Genomic DNA, 20,720 nt, shown 5'->3' with positions numbered 1-20,720 from the left:
ACCTGCACGAATGGCGTAACGACTTGGGCGCTGTCTCAACCATAGACTCGGCGAAATTGTATTATTCGTGAAGATGCGAATTACCCGCGGTAGGACGGAAAGACCCCGTGAACCTTTACTATAGCTTGACATTGATCTTTGGTTCGTCGTGTAGAGGATAGGTGGGAGGCTATGAAGCCGGGACGCCAGTTTCGGTGGAGCCACCGTTGGAATACCACCCTCGTCGGGCCGGAGGTCTAACCCTGCACCGTTATCCGGGCAGGAGACCGTGTCAGGTGGGTAGTTTGACTGGGGCGGTCGCCTCCTAAAATGTAACGGAGGCGCGCGTAAGGTTCCCTCAGATCGGTTGGCAATCGATCGTAGAGTGCAAGCGCACAAGGGAGCTTGACTGCGAGACCTACAAGTCGAGCAGAGACGAAAGTCGGTGCTAGTGATCCGGCGGCTCAGAGTGGAATGGCCGTCGCTCAACGGATAAAAGGTACTCCGGGGATAACAGGCTGATCCTGCCCAAGAGTCCACATCGACGGCAGGGTTTGGCACCTCGATGTCGGCTCATCGCATCCTGGGGCTGTAGTAGGTCCCAAGGGTTTGGCTGTTCGCCAATTAAAGCGGTACGCGAGCTGGGTTTAGAACGTCGTGAGACAGTTCGGTCCCTATCCTCCGCGGGCGTAAGAGACTTGAGAGAGGCTGTCCCTAGTACGAGAGGACCGGGATGGACGAACCTCTGGTGTACCAGTTGTCGACCAACGGCACTGCTGGTTAGCTACGTTCGGTCGGGATAACCGCTGAAAGCATCTAAGCGGGAAGCCCATCTCAAGATGAGGTCTCTCACTGGGTTAACCAGGTAAGGCCCCTCGTAGACTACGAGGTTGATAGGCCGCAGGTGTAAGCGCAGCAATGTGTTCAGCCGAGCGGTACTAATAGGCCGAGGTCTTGATCTTCTATTCAACTTTTCCGACTCGCTATGCAGCTCTCAGGGTGCGGGACGCACCGTCTGAGGCCGTATTTGAAAGCAGAAGAGTGCGTGCACTCGACGGTCATGAGCCGTCGGATGTGTTCAGTGGCTTTGGCGGAGGGGGTACACCCGATCCCATTCCGAACTCGGAAGTTAAGCCCTCCAGCGCCGATGGTACTGCGGTGTAGTCCGTGGGAGAGTAGGACGTCGCTGAACACATCCGACGGCTCTGTCGTTTTCGCAGGGCGGTGACGCTCGCGCGGCGCGGTTCCGGCCGAGAGGCGGGAACGGCACGCCTTCTGCTAGAATCGCGCCTGTGCCCGGATGTGGCACGAGCGGGGGTTCTTCCCCGTGTGCGCAGGAGCACGAGCGTCCCGGCTTCTCGCCGGACGATTCGGAAGGAGAGCACTTGTGAGAGAACGCGTACAGGCGGCACTCGACAAGATCAGGCCGGCCCTTCAGGCCGACGGTGGCGACGTCGAGCTTGTCGAAGTCACGGATGACGGTGTGGTCAAGGTTGCGCTCCAGGGCGCCTGCCGTGGCTGCCCGATGTCGCAGCTCACGCTGGCCAACGGTGTCGAGCGCGTACTGAAAGACGAAATCCCGGAGGTCGTGCGGGTCGAGGCCGTATAGCCTCGCCCGATCACGGGGTGTCCAACGAAACGCCGCCCGATGGGCGGCGTTTCGTGTTTGCGGCGCGCGCTCGTCAGTGTGCTTGTGCCGCAGCACCGTCCTTGGCTACCGCCCGGTCGTTCGGCACTACCGTTCGTCAGGCGATGATTGCACCCCATATCTAGCGGCGGTAGACTGTGAAATCGCAACATCTTGTGTCACCGGGGGTCCGAGGGGACGCGGTGGCCGTTCATGTTCACACCGCGAGGAGGAGCCACAATGCCCGAGCAGGACACTGCCACGTACTCCAGGACCATCGATGAGACGCTGTCGCCGAACAGCGTGAAGGTCCTGCAGAAGCGGTACCTGCAGAAGGACGACGACGGGCAACCGATCGAGCGTCCCTCGGACATGTTCATTCGTGTGGCGGAGAACATCGCGTCGGCTGAGGCCAGGTTCGGCGCGACACCGGAGCAGGTCGCAGAGACCGCCCGCGACTACTATGATCTGATGACCTCCCTTGAGTTCCTGCCGAACTCCCCCACGCTGATGAACGCAGGTCGCGAGCTCCAGCAGCTGTCGGCCTGCTTCGTCCTGCCGGTGGCGGATTCGATGGATTCGATCTTCGGCGCTGTTCGCGACACCGCGATCATCCACAAGTCGGGTGGTGGAACCGGCTTTTCGTTCTCGCGGCTGCGCCCGGCTGGCGATCAGGTGCGCTCAACGCAGGGCGTGAGCAGCGGACCGATCTCCTTCATGCGGGTGTTCAACCAGGCCACTGAGGCCGTCAAGCAGGGCGGAACGCGCAGGGGCGCCAACATGGGCGTCCTCCGGGTCGACCACCCGGACATCATGGACTTCATCAAGTGCAAGCTCGACGGCGACTTCCAGAACTTCAACATATCCGTCGCGCTCACGGAGGACTTCATGGACGCGGTCGCCGCGGGCGCGCCGTACGACCTGCGCAATCCGCGCGACGGTCAGCCCGCAGGCCAGTTTGATGCGCGGGAGGTCTATGAACTCATCGTGGAGATGGCGTGGGCCACGGGAGATCCCGGGATCATCTTCATCGACCGTATGAACCGCGAGAACCCCACGCCGGCGCTTGGCGAGATCGAGTCCACTAACCCGTGCGGGGAGCAGCCGCTACTCCCGTACGAGGCGTGCAACCTCGGCTCGGTCAATCTCTCGAAGATGGTCCGATACACCGAGTCCGGCCCGGACCTCGACTGGGACCGCCTCGCGGACGTGGTGCATCGGGGCGTGCGCTTCCTCGACGACGTCATCGAAGTCAATGAGTATCCACTGCCGAAGATCGCCGAGCTCGTGCACGGCAACCGCAAGATCGGCCTAGGCGTCATGGGTTGGGCCGACATGCTGATCATGATAGGCATCGGCTATGACTCCGAGGAAGCCGTTGCACTTGGTGAGAAGATCATGGGATTCATCCTGGCCGAGTCGCGCCAGGCGTCGATGAAGCTGGCCGAGGAGCGTGGGGTGTTCCCGAACTGGGAGGGCTCGGTCTACGACACTCCCGAGGGCATCCGTCTCCGGAACGCTACGGTCACGACCATCGCCCCCACGGGCACCCTTTCGATCATCGCCAACTGCTCCTCGGGCATCGAGCCGCTGTTCGCTGTCTCGTACGTCCGCACGGTTATGGACAACGATCGGCTCATCGAGGTGAACCCGCTGTTCGAGGACCTCGCCCTCAAGCAGGGCTTCTACAGCCGTGACCTGATGGCGCTCATCGCCGAGCACGGCTCGGTTGCCGGCGTCGAGGGCGTGCCCGCCGACATCCAGCGCGTGTTCGTGACTGCACACGAAGTAGCGCCGGAGTGGCATGTTCGCATGCAGGCGGCGTTCCAGAAGTCGACCGACAACGCAGTGTCGAAGACCGTCAACTTCAGCAATGAGGCTACGGTCGAGGACGTGCGTCACGTGTACGACCTCGCGCACGAACTGGGCGTGAAGGGTGTCACCATCTACCGCGACGGCAGCAAGGAGAACCAGGTCCTCTCCACGGGCAAGACGGGGAAGGCCGGCGCCGCAGCAGAGCCTGCGCGCCACGGTGAGATCGAGCCTCGTCCGCGCCCCTCGGTGACGATGGGCAGGACCGAGAAGATCCAGACGGGCTGCGGCAACCTCTACGTAACCATCAACTCGGACGAGCAGGGTCTGTGCGAGGTCTTCACACAAATGGGCAAGTCCGGCGGATGTGCGGCAAGCCAGTCCGAGGCGCTCTCGCGGATGATCTCGGTCTCCCTGCGCGCCGGTGTCGATCCGCAGGCGATCCTGAAGCACCTCCGTGGCATCCGGTGCCCCAGCCCCGCGTGGGCGCAGGGCGGCAAGGTGCTCTCGTGCGCGGACGCGGTGGGCATCGCGATGGAGCACTACCTTGAGTGGATGGAGACCGGGACCGCGTCCACGATGGTCTCGAAGAACACCGACGAACTCGTCAACCTCGCGGGCGCATGCCCCGAGTGCGGTGGCGCACTCGAGCACGAGAGCGGTTGCGCGGTATGCCGTGCGTGTGGCTTCAGCAAGTGCGCATAGGCCGACGCGATGGTGCTCAGTGATCGCTCCATAATCGAGGAGATGGCCGTTGGCCGGATCGTGGTCGATCCGTGCGATTCTGCGGACATCCAGCCTTCGAGCATCGACCTGCATCTCGGTACGCAGTTCCAGGTGTTCCGTAACTCGAGGTACCCGTACATCGATCCGTCGGTGGAGCAGCGCGGGTTGATGGACCTCGTCGAGGCGTCGGTGGAAGAACCGTTCGTCCTGCACCCCGGTGAGTTCGTGCTGGGTGCGACGGTCGAGAAGGTGACCCTGCCGAGCGACATCGTCGCGCGGCTCGAGGGCAAGTCGTCGCTCGGCCGCCTCGGGCTGCTCATCCACTCGACCGCAGGCTATATCGATCCGGGGTGGAACGGGACGCTCACGCTCGAGTTGTCGAACGTCGCGAATCTCCCGATCGTGCTGACTCCCGGTATGGCTATCGGGCAGATCTCGTTCATGCGCATGACGACGCCCGTGGACCGCCCCTACGGCACGCCCGGCCTCGGCAGCAAGTATCAGGGGCAGGTCGAACCGACGCCGAGCCGCTCCTACAAGGGTCGCCGATAACCGGCGTTTGCGAGAGTCGCTTAGAGGCCCTCGGTCACTCTGCTCACGATGGGCGCAGGAACGAAGCCGGCGAGGTATTTGCCCGCGCGCGACTCCATGAACGGTAGCCAGCGGAAGCGGCGGCGGATGTCGCTGCGGATCGGGGCGGTGAGCTCGAGGTAGCGGTCGAGAGCGGCAGCGGGATCTCCTGCCGCGGCTCGGCCGGCGTCCCGGCCGGTGCGCAGCGCGTACGAGATGCCTTCGCCTGACGACGGCGACATGAACCCGCCCGCTTCACCGGCAAGCAGCACTCGCCCGTGGCCCGGCAGTATGTCGTCCGGGGAGCGCAGGAAGAGCGCGGCGGCCGACTCACGGTGCACCTTCTCGCCAAGCTGCGGAATCCGCTCCCGCAGGAGCGAGACCACGCGGTCCTGCTTCTCCCAGGGTCGCTTCGTCTTGGGGTAGAAGACGGAGCCGATCAGCGCGACGTCGCCCTTCGGTACGACGTACGCGTACGCGAATTCGTCGCCGATGTCACGCATGTAGATGCAATCGAAGTACGGCTCGATCGGGGCCGAGATCGTGATGAAGTCCTGGAGCGTCACGTAGCTGGCCGATTCCCGGATGCCGAGGATGCGGCGGACCTGCGAGCGCGCTCCGTCAGCGCCGATGAGCAGGTCGGCGGTCGCGGTCGTGCGCTCTTCTCCGTCAGCCAGTGTGACCGAGACTCGCTCGGCGGACTGCTGGAACCCGGCCAGAGTCGTCTTGGGGGCCACCTCGACGTTGTCGGGCAGCAGCCCGAGAAGCCATTCGTCGAAGCCGGCGCGGCTGACGTTGAGGAATTCAAGCGCGGTGACCTTGCGGATCCCGCGGTCCCAGTCGTGGTAGCGGAAGTTGATCGTCCGAGGCGTGCTGACGATGCTCTCGGGCACCTCGCCGTAGGGTCGGAGGGTCTCGATCGACAGCTCGTGGAGCATGCCACCGCAACTCTTGTTGCGCGGCAGCGCACCCGACTCCACCAGCAGGACTGGACCTCGCTCGGCGGCGTGGAGTGCTGCGAGAACGCCGGCCGGGCCGGCGCCTGCGATGATCGTGGCGTAGTGGTCGAGGGCGGGAATGCTCATCAGCTCACCTTCGGGTACGAAAGCGATCCACGGACAGTACGGACGGTGCGCCGTCCTGGTGCGGACGGACGACACGAAGCGCCGCTGAATCGCTGGTCGGGGCTTCGGCGGAAGGCGCTATCCGGATACAATAGCAGCCTGCGTGCGTGGCTGCGATATGAAGGAGGCAGGTTCAGTGGCGTGTTGGTCTCAGCGTGGGTGCGATGAGGAGATGCGCGGGCGGTGCCCGCACGCGATCGACCCCGACGAGCAGTGCCCGCTTGGCTGTCACTACGCCGCCTGCGACCGGCCGACGCATCAGGTCACCGGGGATCCGATGCTCGTCTTCAACCCGGAGATCGACTTCAGCGCGGCTGCCAAGGAGACGTGCACGCGGTGCGTCTTCTTCCTGTCGAACGGGCCGCGCCTCTGATGGCCCACCGCGGCGTGGATGTCGCGCGGGCGCTGCGCCTCTTCAGCGACGAGCTCGCAGCGGCAGGCGCCGCGCAGACGGGCGGCGCCTTCACTGTTCTGCCCGAAGCGGACGCGTTCGTGAAGCGTTGTCCCGAGGCGTTCCTGATCGGCGTCCTGTTTACGCAGGGTGTTCCCGCCGAGCGCGCATGGGCTGCGCCCTACGTACTGGCCGAGCGGCTCGGTCACTTCGATCTGAGCCGACTGGCGGCCGAGCCCGGGCCCGTTGCCGCCGCGATCGCCGCACCGCCCGCACTCCACCGCTTCGTCCACACGCTTCCGGTGTGGGTCTGCGCCGCAGCCGCGCGCGTGCTGCGCGACTACGGCGGCAGCGCGGTGGCGATCTGGGAGCCGGGGACGCACGTGCTGGAGGTGACTCGACGCCTACTCGAGTTCGACGGGATCGGCGAGAAGAAGGCAGCGATGGCCGTTGAGCTTCTCATGCGCTATTTCGGCGTGCATCTCGAAGGGGCCGAGTGCGGTTCGGTAGCGTACGACGTCCATGTGAGGCGCGTGTTCCTGCGCAGCGGTCTGGCCGCCGAGGATACGCCTGCCGCGATACGCGCAGCCGCCCAGCGTGCGTGTCCCGAAGCGCCAGGTTCACTCGATCTCGCAGCGTGGCTGGTCGGCCGGGACTGGTGTCGCCCCCGGGAACCGCGGTGTGAAGCGTGCCGCCTGTCGCCGGATTGCCCGAAGCTCGTGGAGCGCAATGCTCCCGGTGTGGGAGGTCGTCGGGCTTAGGCGAGCGAGCGGAAGAGCAGCCCGGAGAGCAGCTTCGGGTAGAAGTACGTGGACTTCTGCGGCATCGTATCACCCGCGAGCGCCACCGCCCGGAGCTGGTCCATCCTGGTCGGTGCGACGACGAAGGCGGCATCGGCATGCTCGACTTGCAGAGCCTCGTGCGCATCCTTGGCGAATCCGAGGCGCTCAAGCGTAGCGGGCTGGTCGGGATCGATGCCGAAGAGTGGTTTGAGCACCAACTCCTGGAGCACGGTGACATCGAGGCGCTTCCACTCGTCTGAGCGATCGGCAGTGATGACGCATGCCGGATCGACATCCGCGCGAAGCGAGGCGATGCGTGTGGTGCCGTCGGCGGTCCGAACGAGAAACGTCGTGCGCCCGGTGTCGCCGACCGAGGCGGGGACGGGCGAGGGCGGCTCCAGGAGGTCGAAGGTGCTCGCCATGGCTTCCCAGAACGAGACAGCGTCGAACGGACCATCTGCCCGCGCGAGTCGATGGGTTGGGAGCACGACCAGCTCGGAATCGTCCATGTTCACGAGCGTCATCATGACGAAGTCGTATGCGGCATCGGCGGGTGTGGGGTGGCCGAGCGCCGCGTCGGCCGCATGTCGCTCGTCGCGGTATGCGAGTGCGGTCGTGTATCGGTGATGACCATCGGCGATGAAGACGGGGCGCTCGCCGATGATTCCGGCTACCGCGTCGATGGTGCCGGCGTCGCGGATCGCCCAGACCTTGCTCAACACCCCTTCGGCATCGGTCGCGGTGAACATCGGGTCCGTGGTGATGTGAGCATCGAAGATGCCGTCGGTCTCGCCAGCAGGGTCGGAGAACAGGCCGAAGACCTGGCTCAGGTTCGCTGCGGTGGAGCGCGTGAGATCGAGGCGGTCGGAAAGCGCCTTGGGCAGCGTGCGCTCGTGGGGGAGGATCACGCCATCGGCGAACGGGTGCAGGCGGACAGCGGCGACGAACCCACGCCGGCGGATGTGGCGGCCTTCGTACTCCCAGGACTGCTCCACGACGTAGATCGCGGGCGAATCGTCGTCCACGAGGACGCCCTCCTCGTACCACGACTGCCACAGCGCCCGGCCCGTCTCGTAGCGGTTGCCAGGCAGGCTCGAGTCGAGCGGGCCCTCAGGTAGCTCGAGCGCGACCACGTTGTGCGGCTCGGCGGAGAGCAGTTCGGCGCGGCGCTCGGGGGTGACCACGTCGTACGGAGGCGCCGTCAGCGTACTGAGATCAGCGCCGGAATCGTGACGGTACATCCTGGCGCGGAACGGGTGAACGAGCGACATGGGGCCTCCCGGGGAGTGTGGTCTCACGCAGGGAGTCTACCCGAGGGCAGCGCGCAGCGCCACAAACGCGATGACGCCGGCGAGGGTGGCGCCGAGGAAGCTCCTGAACCGCCAGTAGACGAGGCCGGTGATGAGCGATGCCCACAAGTACGGGCTCGTCAGAGGCGGCAGCCATTCGCCGTTGGGCCGCAGGACGCCGCCCACCACGAGCGTCGCCATCGCCGACACAGGGATGAAGGAGAGCCAGCGTCTCAGCCAGCCCGGAAGTTCGGCGCGGGAGAGGATGGCGAGCGAGGGGAAGCGGATCGCGAAGTTCGCGAGCGCCATGCCTGCGATGACCGCCCACAGCGCGGCCGCGCTCATCGCGTCACCGCCGTGGCGACCGTTGCGGCGATCATGGGCGCGGCGATGAGGTACCAGGGATCCGGAAGAAGCAGCATGAGGGCGACTGCGATTGCCGCGGCGGCGAGACTGGCGAGCACATGGCGCCGGTCCTCGGCCTGCGCCACGAGCAGTGCGGTGAACATCGCGGGCATGGCGAACTGTACGCCGAAGCGCGTGGGGTCGCCGATGGCGCCGGCGGCAGATGCCCCGACGGCGGTGCCCAGCACCCACCCTGTCCAGGCGATCGTGCCGACGCCCGCCATCGACCAGGCGTTCGCGAGCGACCGCCGATGGTCGTCTATGTTCACGGCGAACGTCTCGTCAGTGAGGGTGAACGCGAGGAATGCTTGTCCCGGAAGCCGGACGCCCGTCACATGCGGTGACATGGCGGCTCCGAACAGCACGTACCGGAGGTTGACCACGGCGGTCGTGAGAACGACGGCGATCACCGAGGCGCCGGAGCCGATGAGTTGGAGTGCGATGAGCTGTCCGGCGCCGGCAAGCGCGGTCGCCGAGCATACGACCGCCTGGAACGGCGTGAACCCGAGACTGAGGGCGACGACGCCAAATGCCGCACCCACCGGCACGTAGCCGAGGAAGATAGGAAGGCCCAGCTTGATCCCCCGCGCGAACGACGCGCTGTGGGACGGGCATGCGAGTTGCTGGGGTTCGGTCGTCGGCATGCGGCGATACTAGCACAGCAATCCGGGCGCTCTGGCGGTATCATAGACACAGAGTGCGAGGAGGCGAGACCGGTGGAGTTCACGCTCATCTGTCCCAACGATGGCCGTGTGGAACTGGGTCTCGAAGACATCTCGACCGTCGTCTTCCGAGGGCCGGAGTCCGTCGAAGTGGTCTTCGTGTGCCCGCACTGCGGTGCGTCGCTTCGCGCTGCGATGCAAGTGCCGAACCTTCTCGTTGCCGCGATGGAGCTTGCCCGGTATGCCGAGGAGCTCGACGAAGGCGCCGTCCACGAGATACGCAGGCGGGCGCACGAAGAGGCCGAGGAAGAAGATTCGGCCGATCAGCAGTTGCGGGCACGTCGCGAGCTCGCGGGCGAGCCGTATTGCGAGTACTTCCGCCGTCAGCTCGCCTCGATCGAGTGCGTTGAGGACATGCTCGCCGAGCTGGACTGATTCACCGGGTTCTGGCTGATGCGCGTGCCCGTCTTCGGGAACGCGCCGCGAGCGCCGCAGGAAGCGCCAGCACGAGACCGGCCCCGAATCCTCCGATGTGCGCGAAGTACGCCACGCCGCCCGCTGCCGCAGCATCCGCGCTGAGCGACACGAGGCCGTTGCCGAGCTGCAGGATGAACCAGAATCCGATCACCAGGTACGCCGGCACGCGGGCGACCTCGATGAAGACGAAGACAGGGATCAGCGTCACGACCGAGGCGCCCGGGAACAGCAGGATGTACGCGCCGAGGACGCCGGCGACCGCGCCGCTCGCGCCGATCATCGGCACCATCGACCCGGGGTCAGCGAGCCACTGGGCGAGCGAGGCGGCAACCCCGCAGGTGAGGTAGAAGGCGACGAAGCCGACCGGTCCAAACCGGTCCTCGATGTTGTTCCCGAAGATCCAGAGGTACAAGAGGTTCCCGATCGCGTGCACCCAGCCGGCGTGCATGAACATCGCAGTGAACAGCGTCAGGATCTGTTCGACCGAGAACGGGTCAGCGCCGAACCGGCCCGGCACGAACGCCCAGCGAGTCCACAGCGCGTCGAGCGCGACCGGGTCGAGCGTGAGTTCGTAGATGAACACCGCGACGTTCGCGGCGATGAACAGCAGCGTTATCCACGGTATCCGGTGGGTCGGGTTCTCGTCGCGGATGGGTATCACAGGCAGGGCTCCGTCTTCGCGAGGTGTGCGTGCCGAGGGCATCGGACCGTGAGAAGGAGTGTACCCCGAGCGGTGGGCGGACACCGCTCAGTTGGGGTATCTTCGGAAAGAGCATGCGCCGCATGATTCGGTACCGCGATCGAGGAGGAACACGATGGGATGGTTCACGCTGTGCGGGGGTGGACTGGTGCTGCTGCTCGTGGTGCTGGTCATCGCCGTCATCGGCATCTACAACCGGCTCGTCACGCTGCGCAACCGCGTGGACAACGCGTGGTCGCAGATCGACGTCCAACTTAAGCGCCGCTACGACTTGATCCCGAACCTCGTGGAGACGGTCAAGGCCTACGCCGCGCACGAGAAGGAGACGTTCGAGCGCGTGGTCGCGGCCCGCAGTGCGGCCATGAGCGCCGAGGGCGTGAAGGCGCAGGGCGAGGCCGAGAACATGCTGTCCGGGACGCTGAAGAGTCTTTTCGCTCTGGCGGAGAACTACCCGGACCTCAAGGCGAATCAGAACTTCATGATGCTCCAGGAGGAACTGTCCGGTACCGAGAGCAAGATCGCCTACGCGCGGCAGTTCTACAACGACTCGGTGATGACGTACAACACCTCGCAGCAGACGTTCCCGTCGAACGTGGTGGCGGGCATGTTCGGCCATTCGCCGCGTGACTACTTCGAGATCGGCGAAGAGGCCAAAGAGCCGGTGAAGGTGCAGTTCTAGTCTCGTGTACGATCAGATAGCGTCGAACAAGCTGAGGAGCACGGCACTGATCGTGGTGTTCGTGCTCCTCGTCGCGCTCATCGGCTTCGTGTTCGGGCAGGCGACGGATTGGGGCTACCTCGGCCTCGTGCTCGCGCTCGTCGTGGCGTTCGTCATGTCCTGGGGTTCGTACTGGTACTCGGACCGGATCGTGCTGGCGCTGAGCCACGCGCGCCCGGTGGCCCGCGAGACCGAGCCGTACGTGGTGAACACCGTGGAGGGACTCGCGATCGCTGCGGGACTGCCGGTGCCGCGGGCGTACCTCATCGACGATCCGGCCCCAAACGCGTTCGCGACCGGCCGCAATCCGGAGAATGCGGCGATCGCGCTCACCACCGGGCTGGTGCAGATGATGAACCGGCAGGAGCTTGAGGGTGTGATCGCCCACGAGCTCTCGCACATCAAGAACTACGACACGCTGCTCCAGACGCTCGCAGCCGTGCTGGCCGGCTCGGTCACGCTCATCTCCGAGTGGATGCTGCGCAGCTTCTGGTGGGGCGGTGGGCGCAGGCGGAACAGTGAAGCCGGTCAGCTCGGGGCGATCATGATGATCGCCGCCCTTGTGCTCGCGATCCTTTCGCCGCTCGCGGCATCGCTCATCCAGCTGGCGATCAGCCGGAGGCGGGAGTTCCTGGCAGACGCGAGCGCAGCGATGCTCACGCGCTATCCGCCGGGCCTTGCGAGCGCGCTTCGGAAGATCGGTGCGGACCCGAATCAGCTGCGCTCGGCGAACAAGGCGACGGAGTCTTTGTATATAGCCAACCCGCTCAAGGCTCAGCGCGCCGGTGGCATGAACGCTCTGTTCAACACGCACCCGCCACTGGCGGACCGCATCGCGCGGCTGGAGGCCATGTGATCGCTGCGATCCCGTATCCCAACATCGACCCGGTCATGCTGGAGATCGGGCCGATCGCGATCCGCTGGTACGGGCTGGCGTACGTGGCCGGCTTCATCGTGGCGGGCCTGGTGACGCGGTCACTCATCAGGCGCTGGAAGGTCGCGCTCACCGACGACGACCTGCTCGATATGGTCCTCGTTGCGGTGATCGGGCTCGTGGCGGGCGCCCGGATCGGGTACGTCGTGTTCTATGGCGTCGGCGCCTACTGGGACGACCCGCTCTCGATCCTGGCGTTTTGGGATGGTGGCATGTCGTTCCACGGCGGTCTGATCGGGATCATGCTCGCGGGGTGGCTTGTGGCGCGCCGCAAGGGGATCCCGGTACTCCAGATGTTCGACCTTGGCGCCGTGGGGGCGCCGCTCGGCATCTTCTTCGGACGCGTCGCGAACTTCATCAACGGCGAGTTGTGGGGAAGGACCACCGACGTACCGTGGGGCATGGTGTTCCCGCGTGCACCCGGCGACCTGCCTCGTCACCCCTCACAGCTCTACGAGGCTGTCCTCGAGGGGCTCGTCATCTTCTGCGTGCTGTGGGTGCTGTCGCGCCGCAAGCGGGGAGACGGGCTGATCGTCGGCACGCTGCTCCTGCTGTACGCGGTGTTCCGCACTGGCATCGAGTTCTTCCGCGAGCCGGACGCCCAGTTGGGATTCATCTTCGGGTCGCTCACGATGGGGCAGCTGCTCACCCTGCCGCTGGTCTTCGCGGGAGGCTGGCTGGTCTGGCGGGCACTGGCATTCGGGCGCGCGGAAGCCGGGGACACACCCTAGAACTGGGTCTTCGGGTCCCATGCGTCGGTTGAAGGCGGCTCCGCCTCGGGACACGGTGGCCCTCCCGCCGCCATCCAGCACGGCTCCTCGCGTCCCAGGCACTTGATGGCGTCACTTGGCGCAAGGCGCAGGAGCGGCTGACACTTCGTGCAGTAGAACTGCGGCAGCGTGCCGACGACGTCTTTGACCGCGGGATCCTCGTACGGGCGCGGGTCCTGTTGTTCGAGCACGTGCAGCAGATAGCAGGCCATGGGGCTCCTCGTCGTCTCGCTTGTATTGTAGACACCCCGGGGCCGGGTGACGACATGTCCACACCATGCCGCGTTCGCATTGACCCCCTCGGCCTGCCTCTCTATCCTTGTCGGGAACCCAAGGAGGCTTGTTCATGACCCGTCGTACGATCGTGATCGTGCTCGTCGTCGTGCTCGCGCTTGCGCTGGCCGCAGGCGGGCTCGTCGCCTGCAAGAAGGAAAGCCCGGAAGTGGTCGGCACCTGGCCCGAGGCCGACACCGAGCGCACCATCGATAAACCGGTCGAACCGCCGCGCTGGCCCCTTACGGGGCTTGAGGCGCCTTCGGCGGAAGCGGTCACGCAGCGCGTCGTCTCGGTGAAGATCGAGAACTCCGTCGAATCGCGTCCGCAGACGAACCTCCAGCTTGCCGACGTGGTCTACGAGAGCGTCACCGAGGGCGGCATCACGCGCTTCAACGCGATGTTCCACTCGCAGGCGCCCGAGGAGCTCGGACCCGTGCGCTCCGCGCGGCTCTCGGACACCTACATCGTGCCGCAGTACCACGCGTTGTTCGGCTTCTCGGGCGCAAGCCCGGCCGTCAACGCCGCGGTGAACGCCGCCGGGATCGAGAACCTGAGCGAGGACGCGGGTGTTACAGGGCCGTTCACCCGCTCGAAGAAGCATTCGGCTCCGCACAACTTGTTTGCGAGCGTGTCCGCGTTTCGCGCCGAAGGTGAGAGGCGGGGAATGCCCGCGACGATGAGCATCACGGGGCTGACCTTCGATCGCGCGTCTTCCACCGAGAGCACGCCCACGATCACCCAGTTCACGATCCCGTTCTCGAGCTACAACACCGTGACCTGGACGTACGATGCGGCGACCAAGTCGTATCTCCGCGAGAACAATGGCAAGGCGTTCAACGATGCGGGCACCGGCGAGCAGCTCCGCGCGACCAACGTGGTTGTCATGTGGGCGCAGCATAAGACGGCGAGCACCGACGTGGCGGGCAGCACGACCTATGAGATCGTGCTCACCGGCAGCGGACTCGCCACCGTGTTCCGCAACGGGCAGCGCTACGACTGCACCTGGGAGGCCACGGCCGATGCGCCGCCCGTCTTCAAGGCGGCAGACGGGACGCAGGTGAAGCTCTCGCCGGGCAACACATGGATGCAGGTCATCCGGCCTGACGTCAACATCTCGATGCAGTAGCGCGTCCGTCGCGGTTGTTCGTGCTGGCAGGCGCGGGTAGAATCACTACGCACGTACCCCCGGGGTCGATTCGCGTCCCCGCTATGTCAAGGAGCGATCTGATCTCGTGAGCGATAACCCCATCACCGGCACCCAGCGGGTCAAGACCGGCCTCGCGGAGATGCTGAAGGGCGGCGTCATCATGGACGTCGTCAACGCCGAGCAGGCGAAGATCGCCGAGGACGCGGGCGCGGTCGCGGTCATGTCGCTCGAGCGCGTGCCCGCCGATATCCGCGCGGCAGGGGGCGTCGCCCGAATGGCGGACCCCACGCGCGTGGAGGAGATCGTCGCAGCAGTGTCGGTACCGGTCATGGCCAAGTGCCGCATCGGCCACTTCGTGGAGGCGCAGATCCTGCAGTCTCTCGGCGTGGACTACATCGACGAGTCTGAGGTGCTGACGCCCGCCGACGAGGAGTACCACGTGAACAAGTGGGACTTCACGGTCCCGTTCGTGTGTGGTGCGCGCAACCTCGGCGAGGCGCTTCGCCGGATCGGCGAAGGTGCCGCGATGATTCGCACGAAAGGCGAGCCCGGGACGGGCAACGTGGTCGAAGCGGTGCGGCACATGCGCACGATGCTGGACGAGATCGGATGGATCGCCGGCCTGCGTGAGGAGCAGCTCTTCGGGGCGGCCAAGGACTTGCAGGCCCCGTACGAGCTCGTGAAATGGGTCCACGAGAACAAGACGCTGCCGGTCGTGAACTTCTCGGCGGGCGGCATCGCGACGCCGGCGGATGCGGCGCTGATGATGCAGCTCGGCTGCGACGGTGTGTTCGTGGGCAGCGGCATCTTCAAGAGCGGCGACCCGAGCACACGCGCGAAGGCGATCGTCGAGGCCACGACGCACTACAACGATCCCGACATCATCGCCCGCGTTTCGCGCAACCTCGGCGAGGCCATGGTGGGCATCAACATCTCCGACATTCCCGACGCCGAGCGTATGCAGGAGCGGGGCTGGTAGACGTGCGGGTCGGCGTCCTCGCGCTGCAGGGCGCGTTTCGCGAGCACATACTCGACCTGGAGGGGCTGGGCGCCTCGGCCCTCGCCGTGCGCCTGCCGGACCAGCTCGAGGGGCTGGCCGGCCTCATCATCCCGGGCGGCGAATCGACCGCTATCGCGAAGCTCATGAAGACGTACGGATTCTACGAGGCCATCCGGACCCGACACGCCGAGGGCATGGCCGTCTGGGGCACCTGTGCCGGCGCGATCCTCATGGCGACCGAGATCGCAGACGCGCGTTCCGATCAGGAGCCTCTCGGACTGATGAACGCGACGGTGCGTCGGAACGCCTACGGGCGCCAGGTGAACTCGTTCGAGGCGGACCTGGCCTTCGCACACCTCGACCATCCCTTCCGGGGCGTCTTCATCCGGGCGCCGCTCATCGAGCACGTCGGCGATCGGGCCGAGGTGCTCGCGCAACACGACGGCCGGACCGTGGCCGTCCGCGAGGGGGATCTGCTCGCTACGACCTTCCACCCGGAACTCACCGGGGACCCGCGGGTCCACCGGTACTTCCTCGATCGCGTCATCGGCGCGCGCTAGAAGGGACACCCGACATGTCCGGACACTCCAAGTGGGCGACCACGAAGCACCGCAAAGCGGCGGTCGACGCGAAGCGCTCGGCCCTGTTCTCGAAGCTGACGCGCGTGATCACCGTTGCGGCCAAGACGGGCGGGGACCCGAATCCCGAGAACAACGCCTCGCTTGCCGCGGCGATCGCCAAGGCGAAGTCGTACTCGCTGCCAAAGGACAAGATCGACATCGCGATCAAGAAGGCGTTTGCGGCCGGAGCGGATTCTGCGGCCTACGAAGAGGTTGTCTACGAGGGCTATGGTGCCGCTGGCGTGGCGATCTACGTGGAGGCGCTAACCGACAACCGCAACCGCACCGCGGCTGACGTGCGCGCGGCGTTCACGAAGGCGGGGGGCAACCTCGGCGCTACCGGTTCGGTCGCCTTCCAGTTCGAACGCAAGGGCGAGATCGCGATCGAGCGCGCCGGTGCACCGGAGGAGGACGAGATGTTCCTGCTCGTGGCGGATGCCGGCGGTGAGGACATGGAAGTCGCCGACGACACGTACGTGGTCTACACCGCGGCGGCCGAGATGATGGCGGTCAAGAACGCTCTCGAGGCGGCCGGGGCGCCGGTCAAAGGCGCCGAGCTCGTAATGGAGCCGATCACCCCGACGACGGTCACGGTCGAGGATGCGAAGAAGGTGTTCCGGCTCGTGGACCGGCTGGAGGAGTCCGACGACATCCAGACCGTGTACCACTCGATGGAGCTCACGGACGAGATCGCCGCGGCGCTGGAAGACTAGTGGCGCGGCGGGCTATACTGAACATACGTTCGATAGTCGTCGGCAGGGGGTCACGTTGATCGTGCTCGGCATCGACCCCGGTCTCAAGAACACCGGATGGGGCGTCATCGAGCAGCGGGGGAGCGCCCTCACGTGCCTCGCCTACGGCTGCATCACGACCGAGACCGGCCGCCCCGACGCCGAGCGTCTCGCCGAGATCCACTGCGGTATCGTCGGCGTGATCGAACGCTATCGGCCCCAGGAGGCCGCCGTGGAGAGCGTCTACTTCTCCAACAACGCCAAGACGGCGTTTTCGACCGGTCAGGCGCGCGGCGTTGCCCTGCTGGCCGCCTCGGCGCTCAGCGTGGGCGAGTACGGCCCTGGCGAGATCAAGCTGGCGGTCGTCGGCACGGGTGATGCGGACAAGCATCAGGTGCAGTACATGGTCCGATCGCTTCTCGCGTTGCCGCACGATCCCGAGCCGGACCACGCGGCCGATGCGCTAGCCGCTGCGATCTGCCACGCGCACAGCCGCACGCCGGCCGCACTGCGGGGCGGGCGCCGATGATCGCGCAGGTTACGGGCAGGATCACCGCGCGGAGTGCCTCCTCGTGCGTGATCGAGGTCGGAGGCATCGGTCTGCGTCTCTACATGTCCACGAGCTCGCTGTCTCATCTGCCTGCCGAGGGCGATGAAGTCACCGTCTTCACCCACCTCCATGTCCGAGAGGACGAGCTCACGCTCTTCGGGTTCGAAAGCCTGGACGAGCAGGACCTTTTCGAGAAGTTCATCACGGTGAGCGGTGTGGGACCGAAAGTGGCACTCTCGGCGCTCTCCTCGCTCTCACCGTCCGACCTTGCCGCTGCTGTGGCGCGCGAGGATGACACGCTGATCGCCACTGTTCCGGGCATCGGGAAGAAGACCGCGCAGCGGATCATCATCGAGCTCAAGGACAGGATCGGTGCGGGCGAGCTCAAGGCGCGCTCAGCCTCGAGGGGCGGTGCGGGCGTTGAGGCCGCCGATGCGCTTGCGTCGATGGGGTTCAGTTCGGCCGAGGTGGCGATCGCGCTCAAGGGCTACGAGGGGATCGATGAGGTTCAGGCGATGCTCAAGCACGCCCTCAAGCGGCTTGGAGGCGGCGCGTGAGGACGCCGGAGGAGAAGCGGCGGCTCGCGCTTGCCGCCCCGCTCATGCACCTGGTGATCGGCAGTCTACTGCTTGGGCTCGCGGCCCGTCCGGAGAGCCTCATGGTGCCGATGCTGATCGCGGCCGTGGTCGTGCCGACAGCGATCGGGATCTGGGTGTTTGCCGGACGGCCCCCGCTGAGCCGGATCCTCCTTGCCACCTGGGCTCCCGCGGGCGAGGTGTTGCTGCTGGTGCTGCTCGTGCTGGCGATGCGCCCGAGCGGGGTCTCGGCGGGGCTCTTCATGGGGATGGTCGTCGGTCCGCTCCTCGTCTTGCTCGCCCTCGGTCTGTTTGCACTGCGCGCTCAGAAGCGGTCTGTGTGGCTGATTGCGATGGTGTTGTGGGTGCTGGTCCTCGCCGAGGTGGCTGTTGCGGTGCCGCTGTCCGAGCGCTTCGGCTCGACCGAGGACATGCAGGCTATCACCGGCATCGTGATCCTGCTGCTCGCTCCCGCCGCAGCACTCGGCGCGTGGGGCGGTCTTTCGCTCGCCGCTCTGGTACCCGAGCCGATGCCCCCGCAGGCGACCGCCGAGGCAGCCGTCGAGGTTGCGGGGGGTGAGCCGCTGTGAGCACCGTGTGGGAGAACGAGGGGCTGTCGCCCGAAGAGGGCGAGCGGCTGGTCTCCGCCGAGTTCACCGAAGACGACCTCGAGATCGACCGCAACCTGCGGCCGCGCAAGCTCGATGAGTACCTCGGCCAGGAGCGGGTGAAGGACAATCTCGGCGTGCTCATCGACGCCGCGCGTGCGCGGGACGAGTCGCTCGACCACCTGCTGCTCTCCGGCCCTCCGGGACTGGGCAAGACGACGCTCGCCGGTGTGGTCGCGAGCGAGCTGGGCGTGGCTATGCGACAGACGAGCGGGCCTGCCATCGAGCGTGCGGGCGATCTCGCCGCGATCCTCACCAACCTCGAGCCGCGCGACGTGCTGTTCATCGACGAGATCCACCGGCTGAACCGCGCGGTCGAGGAGGTTCTCTACCCGGCGATGGAGGACTTCAGTATCGACATCGTCATCGGCAAGGGACCGGCTGCGCGCAGCCTGCGTCTCGACTTGCCGCAGTTCACGCTCATCGGCGCGACCACCCGCACGGGACTGCTCACCGGCCCGCTGCGCGACCGCTTTGGCATGGCGTTCCGGCTCGAGTACTACACCGTCGAGGAGCTGGCTGCGATCGTGCGCCGCTCGGCGAGCATCCTCGGCGTGTCGATCGATGATGAAGGTGCTGCCGAGATCGCCCGACGCGGGCGTGGTACGCCGCGCCTCGCGAACCGGTTGCTGAAGCGCGTGCGCGACTACGCACAGGTGCGGCACGACGGGCGCATCACCGAGGACATCGCCGCCGAGGCACTCGCGTTCTTCCAGGTGGACCACGTCGGACTCGACAGGATGGACCTTGCCATTCTCGACACGCTCGCGAACACGTTCGCGGGGCGTCCGGTGGGCTTGAACACGCTTGCGGCCGCCGTGAGCGAGGACCCGGAGACGCTTGAGGACGTGTACGAGCCGTATCTGCTGCAGCTCGGCTTCCTCGCGCGAACGCCGAAGGGCCGTCAGGCGACCGCCCGCGCATACGCGCACCTCGGCCTCAAGGCACCGGACGACGCGCCCCAGCAGGACGGGTTGTTCTAGGCCATGGGCGGGGACTCGCCGTCTGACGGGGCGACGCGGCCACTGCGCTTCCGGCCGCAGCCGCTCTGGGTGCGGGTGGATCGCAACCGGGCGAAGCTTGCCTCGTTCGTGATGTTCTTCGTATCCGGCTCGGCACTTCTACTCACCGCTGCGCTCGTGGCGGTTCCCGGTACGCTCATCGGGCTCGCATTCGCCTCCGATCAGACCCTCACCAGCGGCTGGTACTGGCGGGACTTCGGCGTGACGCTCTTGGCGTCGCTCGGCATCCTGCTTGCTGTGGGCGCGATCGGCGCCGGCGTGCAGCTGGCCAATGCCGAGGACTGGGTGCGCAACCGCTTCAAGGGCGTTCAGGTCGCTCCGGGCACCCATCCCGCCCTCGAGCGTGCAGTGGGCGACATGGCGATCGCAGCCGGGCTTTCGCAGGCGCCGGGGATCGTGGTGCTCGATACGCCGGCAGTGAACGCGTATGCGCTCGGCACTGCGCGGTCCCGCGCGGTCATCGGCGTGACGAGCGGCCTGCTGTCCGCGATGCCCGAAGCCGAGCAGCGCGCGGTAGCGGCGGCGCTTATCGCGCGCGTCGTCTCGGGCGACATCCTCTTCGCGACCGCGCTTGCAGCGCTCATGGGTCCACTCAAGGCGATCCGCGGGTCGGGCAAGGCGATCGCCTCTGGCGGCTGTGCGAGTGGCGGCTGTGCGGACGGCGGCTGTGCGAGCGGCGGCTGCGGGGATGCGCTTGCAGGCGACGGATGCAGCGGCCTGTCAGACGGCTGCGGCTGCCTGTCCAGCGGCCTCGACGACGCCGACTCGGCAGGTGGCTGTCTCGCCGTTATCGGCATCGGCGTGTTCATGGCGATCGTCGCGGCTATCACGTACGCGGCGGTCGTGGGCGCTGCCTGGATGGTCACCCTGTGGGGCAGGCTGCTCCACCGCACGGCATACGAGAAGGCCGATGCCGAGGGCATGCTGTTTCTCAAGGACCCGCAGCCGATGCTGGCGGCGCTTCAGCGCGCGATTTCGAGCGATACGACCATCTCAGACGGCGACCCGTCGTACGATGGCATTTTCTACACGCCTACGAGCGGTACCACACGGGTGGAGCGCGCCGAGTCTCGTCGGCTGCGCCGTCTGGCCGAAGTGCTGGGCGTCGAAGGCGCAATGGCCATGAGCGGCGCGGGAGGCCCGTCGCAGGGGAGAGGGTGAGCGC

Annotated in this window: 24 protein-coding genes and 2 rRNA genes; 20 read left to right on the top strand and 6 right to left on the bottom strand. The window is 66.3% G+C overall.

Features of this window, described 5'->3' with window-relative positions; genetic code table 11:
• The 5 genes from Q7W51_09790 to dcd all read left to right on the top strand — a co-directional run.
• Nucleotides 1-941 (top strand): 23S ribosomal RNA (locus Q7W51_09790); the annotation flags it as partial.
• Nucleotides 942-1,056: 115 nt separating this feature from the next.
• Nucleotides 1,057-1,171: ribosomal RNA gene (gene rrf / locus Q7W51_09785) — 5S ribosomal RNA — on the top strand.
• A 195-nt stretch (nucleotides 1,172-1,366) separates the two neighbouring features.
• On the top strand, nucleotides 1,367-1,588 hold the full coding sequence (locus Q7W51_09780) for a NifU family protein (protein ID MDO8848661.1): 222 nt from the start codon (nucleotides 1,367-1,369) through the stop codon (nucleotides 1,586-1,588).
• 258 nt (nucleotides 1,589-1,846) lie between these two features.
• Nucleotides 1,847-4,123: a vitamin B12-dependent ribonucleotide reductase gene (locus Q7W51_09775; protein ID MDO8848660.1), complete on the top strand. Its 2,277-nt coding sequence runs from the start codon at nucleotides 1,847-1,849 to the stop codon at nucleotides 4,121-4,123.
• Between the two features lie 9 nt (nucleotides 4,124-4,132).
• Nucleotides 4,133-4,696 carry a dCTP deaminase gene (gene dcd, locus Q7W51_09770; protein MDO8848659.1) on the top strand — a complete coding sequence of 188 codons (564 nt, stop codon included), beginning with the start codon at nucleotides 4,133-4,135 and terminating at the stop codon, nucleotides 4,694-4,696.
• Between the two features lie 20 nt (nucleotides 4,697-4,716).
• Here dcd and Q7W51_09765 read toward each other — a convergent pair whose 3' ends face one another.
• Entirely contained in the window at nucleotides 4,717-5,799 is a 1,083-nt protein-coding gene (locus Q7W51_09765) for an FAD-dependent monooxygenase (GenBank protein MDO8848658.1), read from the bottom strand.
• 175 nt (nucleotides 5,800-5,974) lie between these two features.
• Here Q7W51_09765 and Q7W51_09760 point away from each other — a divergent pair, with 175 nt between their 5' ends.
• Complete coding sequence (locus Q7W51_09760; GenBank protein ID MDO8848657.1) at nucleotides 5,975-6,211, top strand: hypothetical protein; 237 nt, start codon at nucleotides 5,975-5,977, stop codon at nucleotides 6,209-6,211.
• Nucleotides 6,175-6,990: a hypothetical protein gene (locus Q7W51_09755; protein MDO8848656.1), complete on the top strand. Its 816-nt coding sequence runs from the start codon at nucleotides 6,175-6,177 to the stop codon at nucleotides 6,988-6,990. The genes Q7W51_09760 and Q7W51_09755 overlap by 37 nt, the downstream gene beginning before the upstream one ends.
• On the opposite strand, the gene Q7W51_09750 is transcribed toward Q7W51_09755, so the two are convergent.
• The 3 genes from Q7W51_09750 to Q7W51_09740 are packed head-to-tail and all read right to left on the bottom strand — an operon-like array spanning nucleotide 6,987 to nucleotide 9,349.
• Nucleotides 6,987-8,282: a DUF1015 domain-containing protein gene (locus Q7W51_09750; GenBank protein MDO8848655.1), complete on the bottom strand. Its 1,296-nt coding sequence runs from the start codon at nucleotides 8,280-8,282 to the stop codon at nucleotides 6,987-6,989. The genes Q7W51_09755 and Q7W51_09750 overlap by 4 nt on opposite strands.
• A 36-nt stretch (nucleotides 8,283-8,318) precedes the next feature.
• Nucleotides 8,319-8,645 carry an AzlD domain-containing protein gene (locus tag Q7W51_09745; protein ID MDO8848654.1) on the bottom strand — a complete coding sequence of 109 codons (327 nt, stop codon included), beginning with the start codon at nucleotides 8,643-8,645 and terminating at the stop codon, nucleotides 8,319-8,321.
• Entirely contained in the window at nucleotides 8,642-9,349 is a 708-nt protein-coding gene (locus Q7W51_09740) for an AzlC family ABC transporter permease (protein ID MDO8848653.1), read from the bottom strand. The genes Q7W51_09745 and Q7W51_09740 overlap by 4 nt, the downstream gene beginning before the upstream one ends.
• 72 nt (nucleotides 9,350-9,421) lie before the next feature.
• On the opposite strand from Q7W51_09740, the gene Q7W51_09735 reads away from it, so the two are divergent.
• Nucleotides 9,422-9,802 carry a hypothetical protein gene (locus tag Q7W51_09735; protein ID MDO8848652.1) on the top strand — a complete coding sequence of 127 codons (381 nt, stop codon included), beginning with the start codon at nucleotides 9,422-9,424 and terminating at the stop codon, nucleotides 9,800-9,802.
• 1 nt (nucleotide 9,803) lies between these two features.
• Here Q7W51_09735 and Q7W51_09730 read toward each other — a convergent pair whose 3' ends face one another.
• On the bottom strand, nucleotides 9,804-10,505 hold the full coding sequence (locus Q7W51_09730; GenBank protein MDO8848651.1) for a rhomboid family intramembrane serine protease: 702 nt from the start codon (nucleotides 10,503-10,505) through the stop codon (nucleotides 9,804-9,806).
• A 154-nt stretch (nucleotides 10,506-10,659) separates the two neighbouring features.
• Here Q7W51_09730 and Q7W51_09725 point away from each other — a divergent pair, with 154 nt between their 5' ends.
• Genes Q7W51_09725 through lgt form a run of 3 tightly spaced genes read left to right on the top strand, consistent with a single transcriptional unit; the run spans nucleotide 10,660 to nucleotide 12,927 of the window.
• Nucleotides 10,660-11,223: a LemA family protein gene (locus tag Q7W51_09725; GenBank protein MDO8848650.1), complete on the top strand. Its 564-nt coding sequence runs from the start codon at nucleotides 10,660-10,662 to the stop codon at nucleotides 11,221-11,223.
• Nucleotides 11,224-11,227: 4 nt separating this feature from the next.
• A complete protein-coding gene (gene htpX, locus Q7W51_09720; GenBank protein ID MDO8848649.1) occupies nucleotides 11,228-12,118 on the top strand; it encodes a zinc metalloprotease HtpX in 891 nt (296 codons plus the stop codon).
• Nucleotides 12,115-12,927, top strand: a complete 813-nt coding sequence (lgt, locus tag Q7W51_09715) for a prolipoprotein diacylglyceryl transferase (GenBank protein ID MDO8848648.1) — start codon at nucleotides 12,115-12,117, stop codon at nucleotides 12,925-12,927. Before htpX ends, lgt begins: the two co-directional genes overlap by 4 nt.
• On the opposite strand, the gene Q7W51_09710 is transcribed toward lgt, so the two are convergent.
• Nucleotides 12,924-13,178, bottom strand: coding sequence for a hypothetical protein (locus tag Q7W51_09710; GenBank protein MDO8848647.1), 255 nt, complete (start codon nucleotides 13,176-13,178; stop codon nucleotides 12,924-12,926). The two genes, lgt and Q7W51_09710, sit on opposite strands and share 4 nt — an antisense overlap.
• Nucleotides 13,179-13,312: 134 nt before the next feature.
• Between Q7W51_09710 and Q7W51_09705 the strand changes: the two genes are divergently transcribed.
• The 9 genes from Q7W51_09705 (at nucleotide 13,313) to Q7W51_09665 (ending at nucleotide 20,716) form a co-directional block, all read left to right on the top strand.
• A complete protein-coding gene (locus tag Q7W51_09705) occupies nucleotides 13,313-14,368 on the top strand; it encodes a DUF3048 domain-containing protein (protein MDO8848646.1) in 1,056 nt (351 codons plus the stop codon).
• 106 nt (nucleotides 14,369-14,474) lie between these two features.
• A complete protein-coding gene (gene pdxS, locus Q7W51_09700; GenBank protein ID MDO8848645.1) occupies nucleotides 14,475-15,368 on the top strand; it encodes a pyridoxal 5'-phosphate synthase lyase subunit PdxS in 894 nt (297 codons plus the stop codon).
• A complete protein-coding gene (gene pdxT / locus Q7W51_09695) occupies nucleotides 15,362-15,949 on the top strand; it encodes a pyridoxal 5'-phosphate synthase glutaminase subunit PdxT (protein MDO8848644.1) in 588 nt (195 codons plus the stop codon). The genes pdxS and pdxT overlap by 7 nt, the downstream gene beginning before the upstream one ends.
• Nucleotides 15,950-15,963: 14 nt before the next feature.
• Nucleotides 15,964-16,722, top strand: a complete 759-nt coding sequence (locus tag Q7W51_09690) for a YebC/PmpR family DNA-binding transcriptional regulator (protein ID MDO8848643.1) — start codon at nucleotides 15,964-15,966, stop codon at nucleotides 16,720-16,722.
• Between the two features lie 55 nt (nucleotides 16,723-16,777).
• The gene (ruvC, locus tag Q7W51_09685) at nucleotides 16,778-17,269 is read left to right on the top strand and encodes a crossover junction endodeoxyribonuclease RuvC (GenBank protein MDO8848642.1); all 492 of its coding nucleotides are present in this window, start codon (nucleotides 16,778-16,780) and stop codon (nucleotides 17,267-17,269) included.
• The gene (gene ruvA, locus Q7W51_09680) at nucleotides 17,266-17,847 is read left to right on the top strand and encodes a Holliday junction branch migration protein RuvA (protein MDO8848641.1); all 582 of its coding nucleotides are present in this window, start codon (nucleotides 17,266-17,268) and stop codon (nucleotides 17,845-17,847) included. The genes ruvC and ruvA overlap by 4 nt, the downstream gene beginning before the upstream one ends.
• A complete protein-coding gene (locus tag Q7W51_09675) occupies nucleotides 17,844-18,455 on the top strand; it encodes a hypothetical protein (GenBank protein MDO8848640.1) in 612 nt (203 codons plus the stop codon). The genes ruvA and Q7W51_09675 overlap by 4 nt, the downstream gene beginning before the upstream one ends.
• A gap of 5 nt (nucleotides 18,456-18,460) precedes the next feature.
• The gene (gene ruvB / locus Q7W51_09670; GenBank protein MDO8848639.1) at nucleotides 18,461-19,516 is read left to right on the top strand and encodes a Holliday junction branch migration DNA helicase RuvB; all 1,056 of its coding nucleotides are present in this window, start codon (nucleotides 18,461-18,463) and stop codon (nucleotides 19,514-19,516) included.
• Between the two features lie 3 nt (nucleotides 19,517-19,519).
• Entirely contained in the window at nucleotides 19,520-20,716 is a 1,197-nt protein-coding gene (locus Q7W51_09665; protein ID MDO8848638.1) for a M48 family metalloprotease, read from the top strand.
• Nucleotides 20,717-20,720 lie beyond the last annotated feature (4 nt).

The organism is Coriobacteriia bacterium (genome assembly GCA_030652115.1).
In the GTDB taxonomy this organism is placed as follows: Bacteria; Actinomycetota; Coriobacteriia; order Anaerosomatales; family Anaerosomataceae; genus UBA6100.
Note: the sequence above shows the minus strand (reverse complement) of the source record. Positions and strands in the feature narration are given on the sequence as shown.

Excerpts from the sequence above, each read along its gene's own strand:
- Q7W51_09775 (MDO8848660.1), top strand. The coding sequence starts at position 1,847 with ATGCCCGAGCAGGACACTGCCACGTACTCCAGGACCATCGATGAGACG.
- dcd (MDO8848659.1), top strand. The coding sequence starts at position 4,133 with ATGGTGCTCAGTGATCGCTCCATAATCGAGGAGATGGCCGTTGGCCGG.
- Q7W51_09765 (MDO8848658.1), bottom strand. The coding sequence starts at position 5,799 with ATGAGCATTCCCGCCCTCGACCACTACGCCACGATCATCGCAGGCGCC.
- Q7W51_09750 (MDO8848655.1), bottom strand. The coding sequence starts at position 8,282 with ATGTCGCTCGTTCACCCGTTCCGCGCCAGGATGTACCGTCACGATTCC.
- Q7W51_09745 (MDO8848654.1), bottom strand. The coding sequence starts at position 8,645 with ATGAGCGCGGCCGCGCTGTGGGCGGTCATCGCAGGCATGGCGCTCGCG.
- Q7W51_09740 (MDO8848653.1), bottom strand. The coding sequence starts at position 9,349 with ATGCCGACGACCGAACCCCAGCAACTCGCATGCCCGTCCCACAGCGCG.
- Q7W51_09725 (MDO8848650.1), top strand. The coding sequence starts at position 10,660 with ATGGGATGGTTCACGCTGTGCGGGGGTGGACTGGTGCTGCTGCTCGTG.
- Q7W51_09710 (MDO8848647.1), bottom strand. The coding sequence starts at position 13,178 with ATGGCCTGCTATCTGCTGCACGTGCTCGAACAACAGGACCCGCGCCCG.
- Q7W51_09705 (MDO8848646.1), top strand. The coding sequence starts at position 13,313 with ATGACCCGTCGTACGATCGTGATCGTGCTCGTCGTCGTGCTCGCGCTT.
- Q7W51_09690 (MDO8848643.1), top strand. The coding sequence starts at position 15,964 with ATGTCCGGACACTCCAAGTGGGCGACCACGAAGCACCGCAAAGCGGCG.
- ruvA (MDO8848641.1), top strand. The coding sequence starts at position 17,266 with ATGATCGCGCAGGTTACGGGCAGGATCACCGCGCGGAGTGCCTCCTCG.
- Q7W51_09665 (MDO8848638.1), top strand. The coding sequence starts at position 19,520 with ATGGGCGGGGACTCGCCGTCTGACGGGGCGACGCGGCCACTGCGCTTC.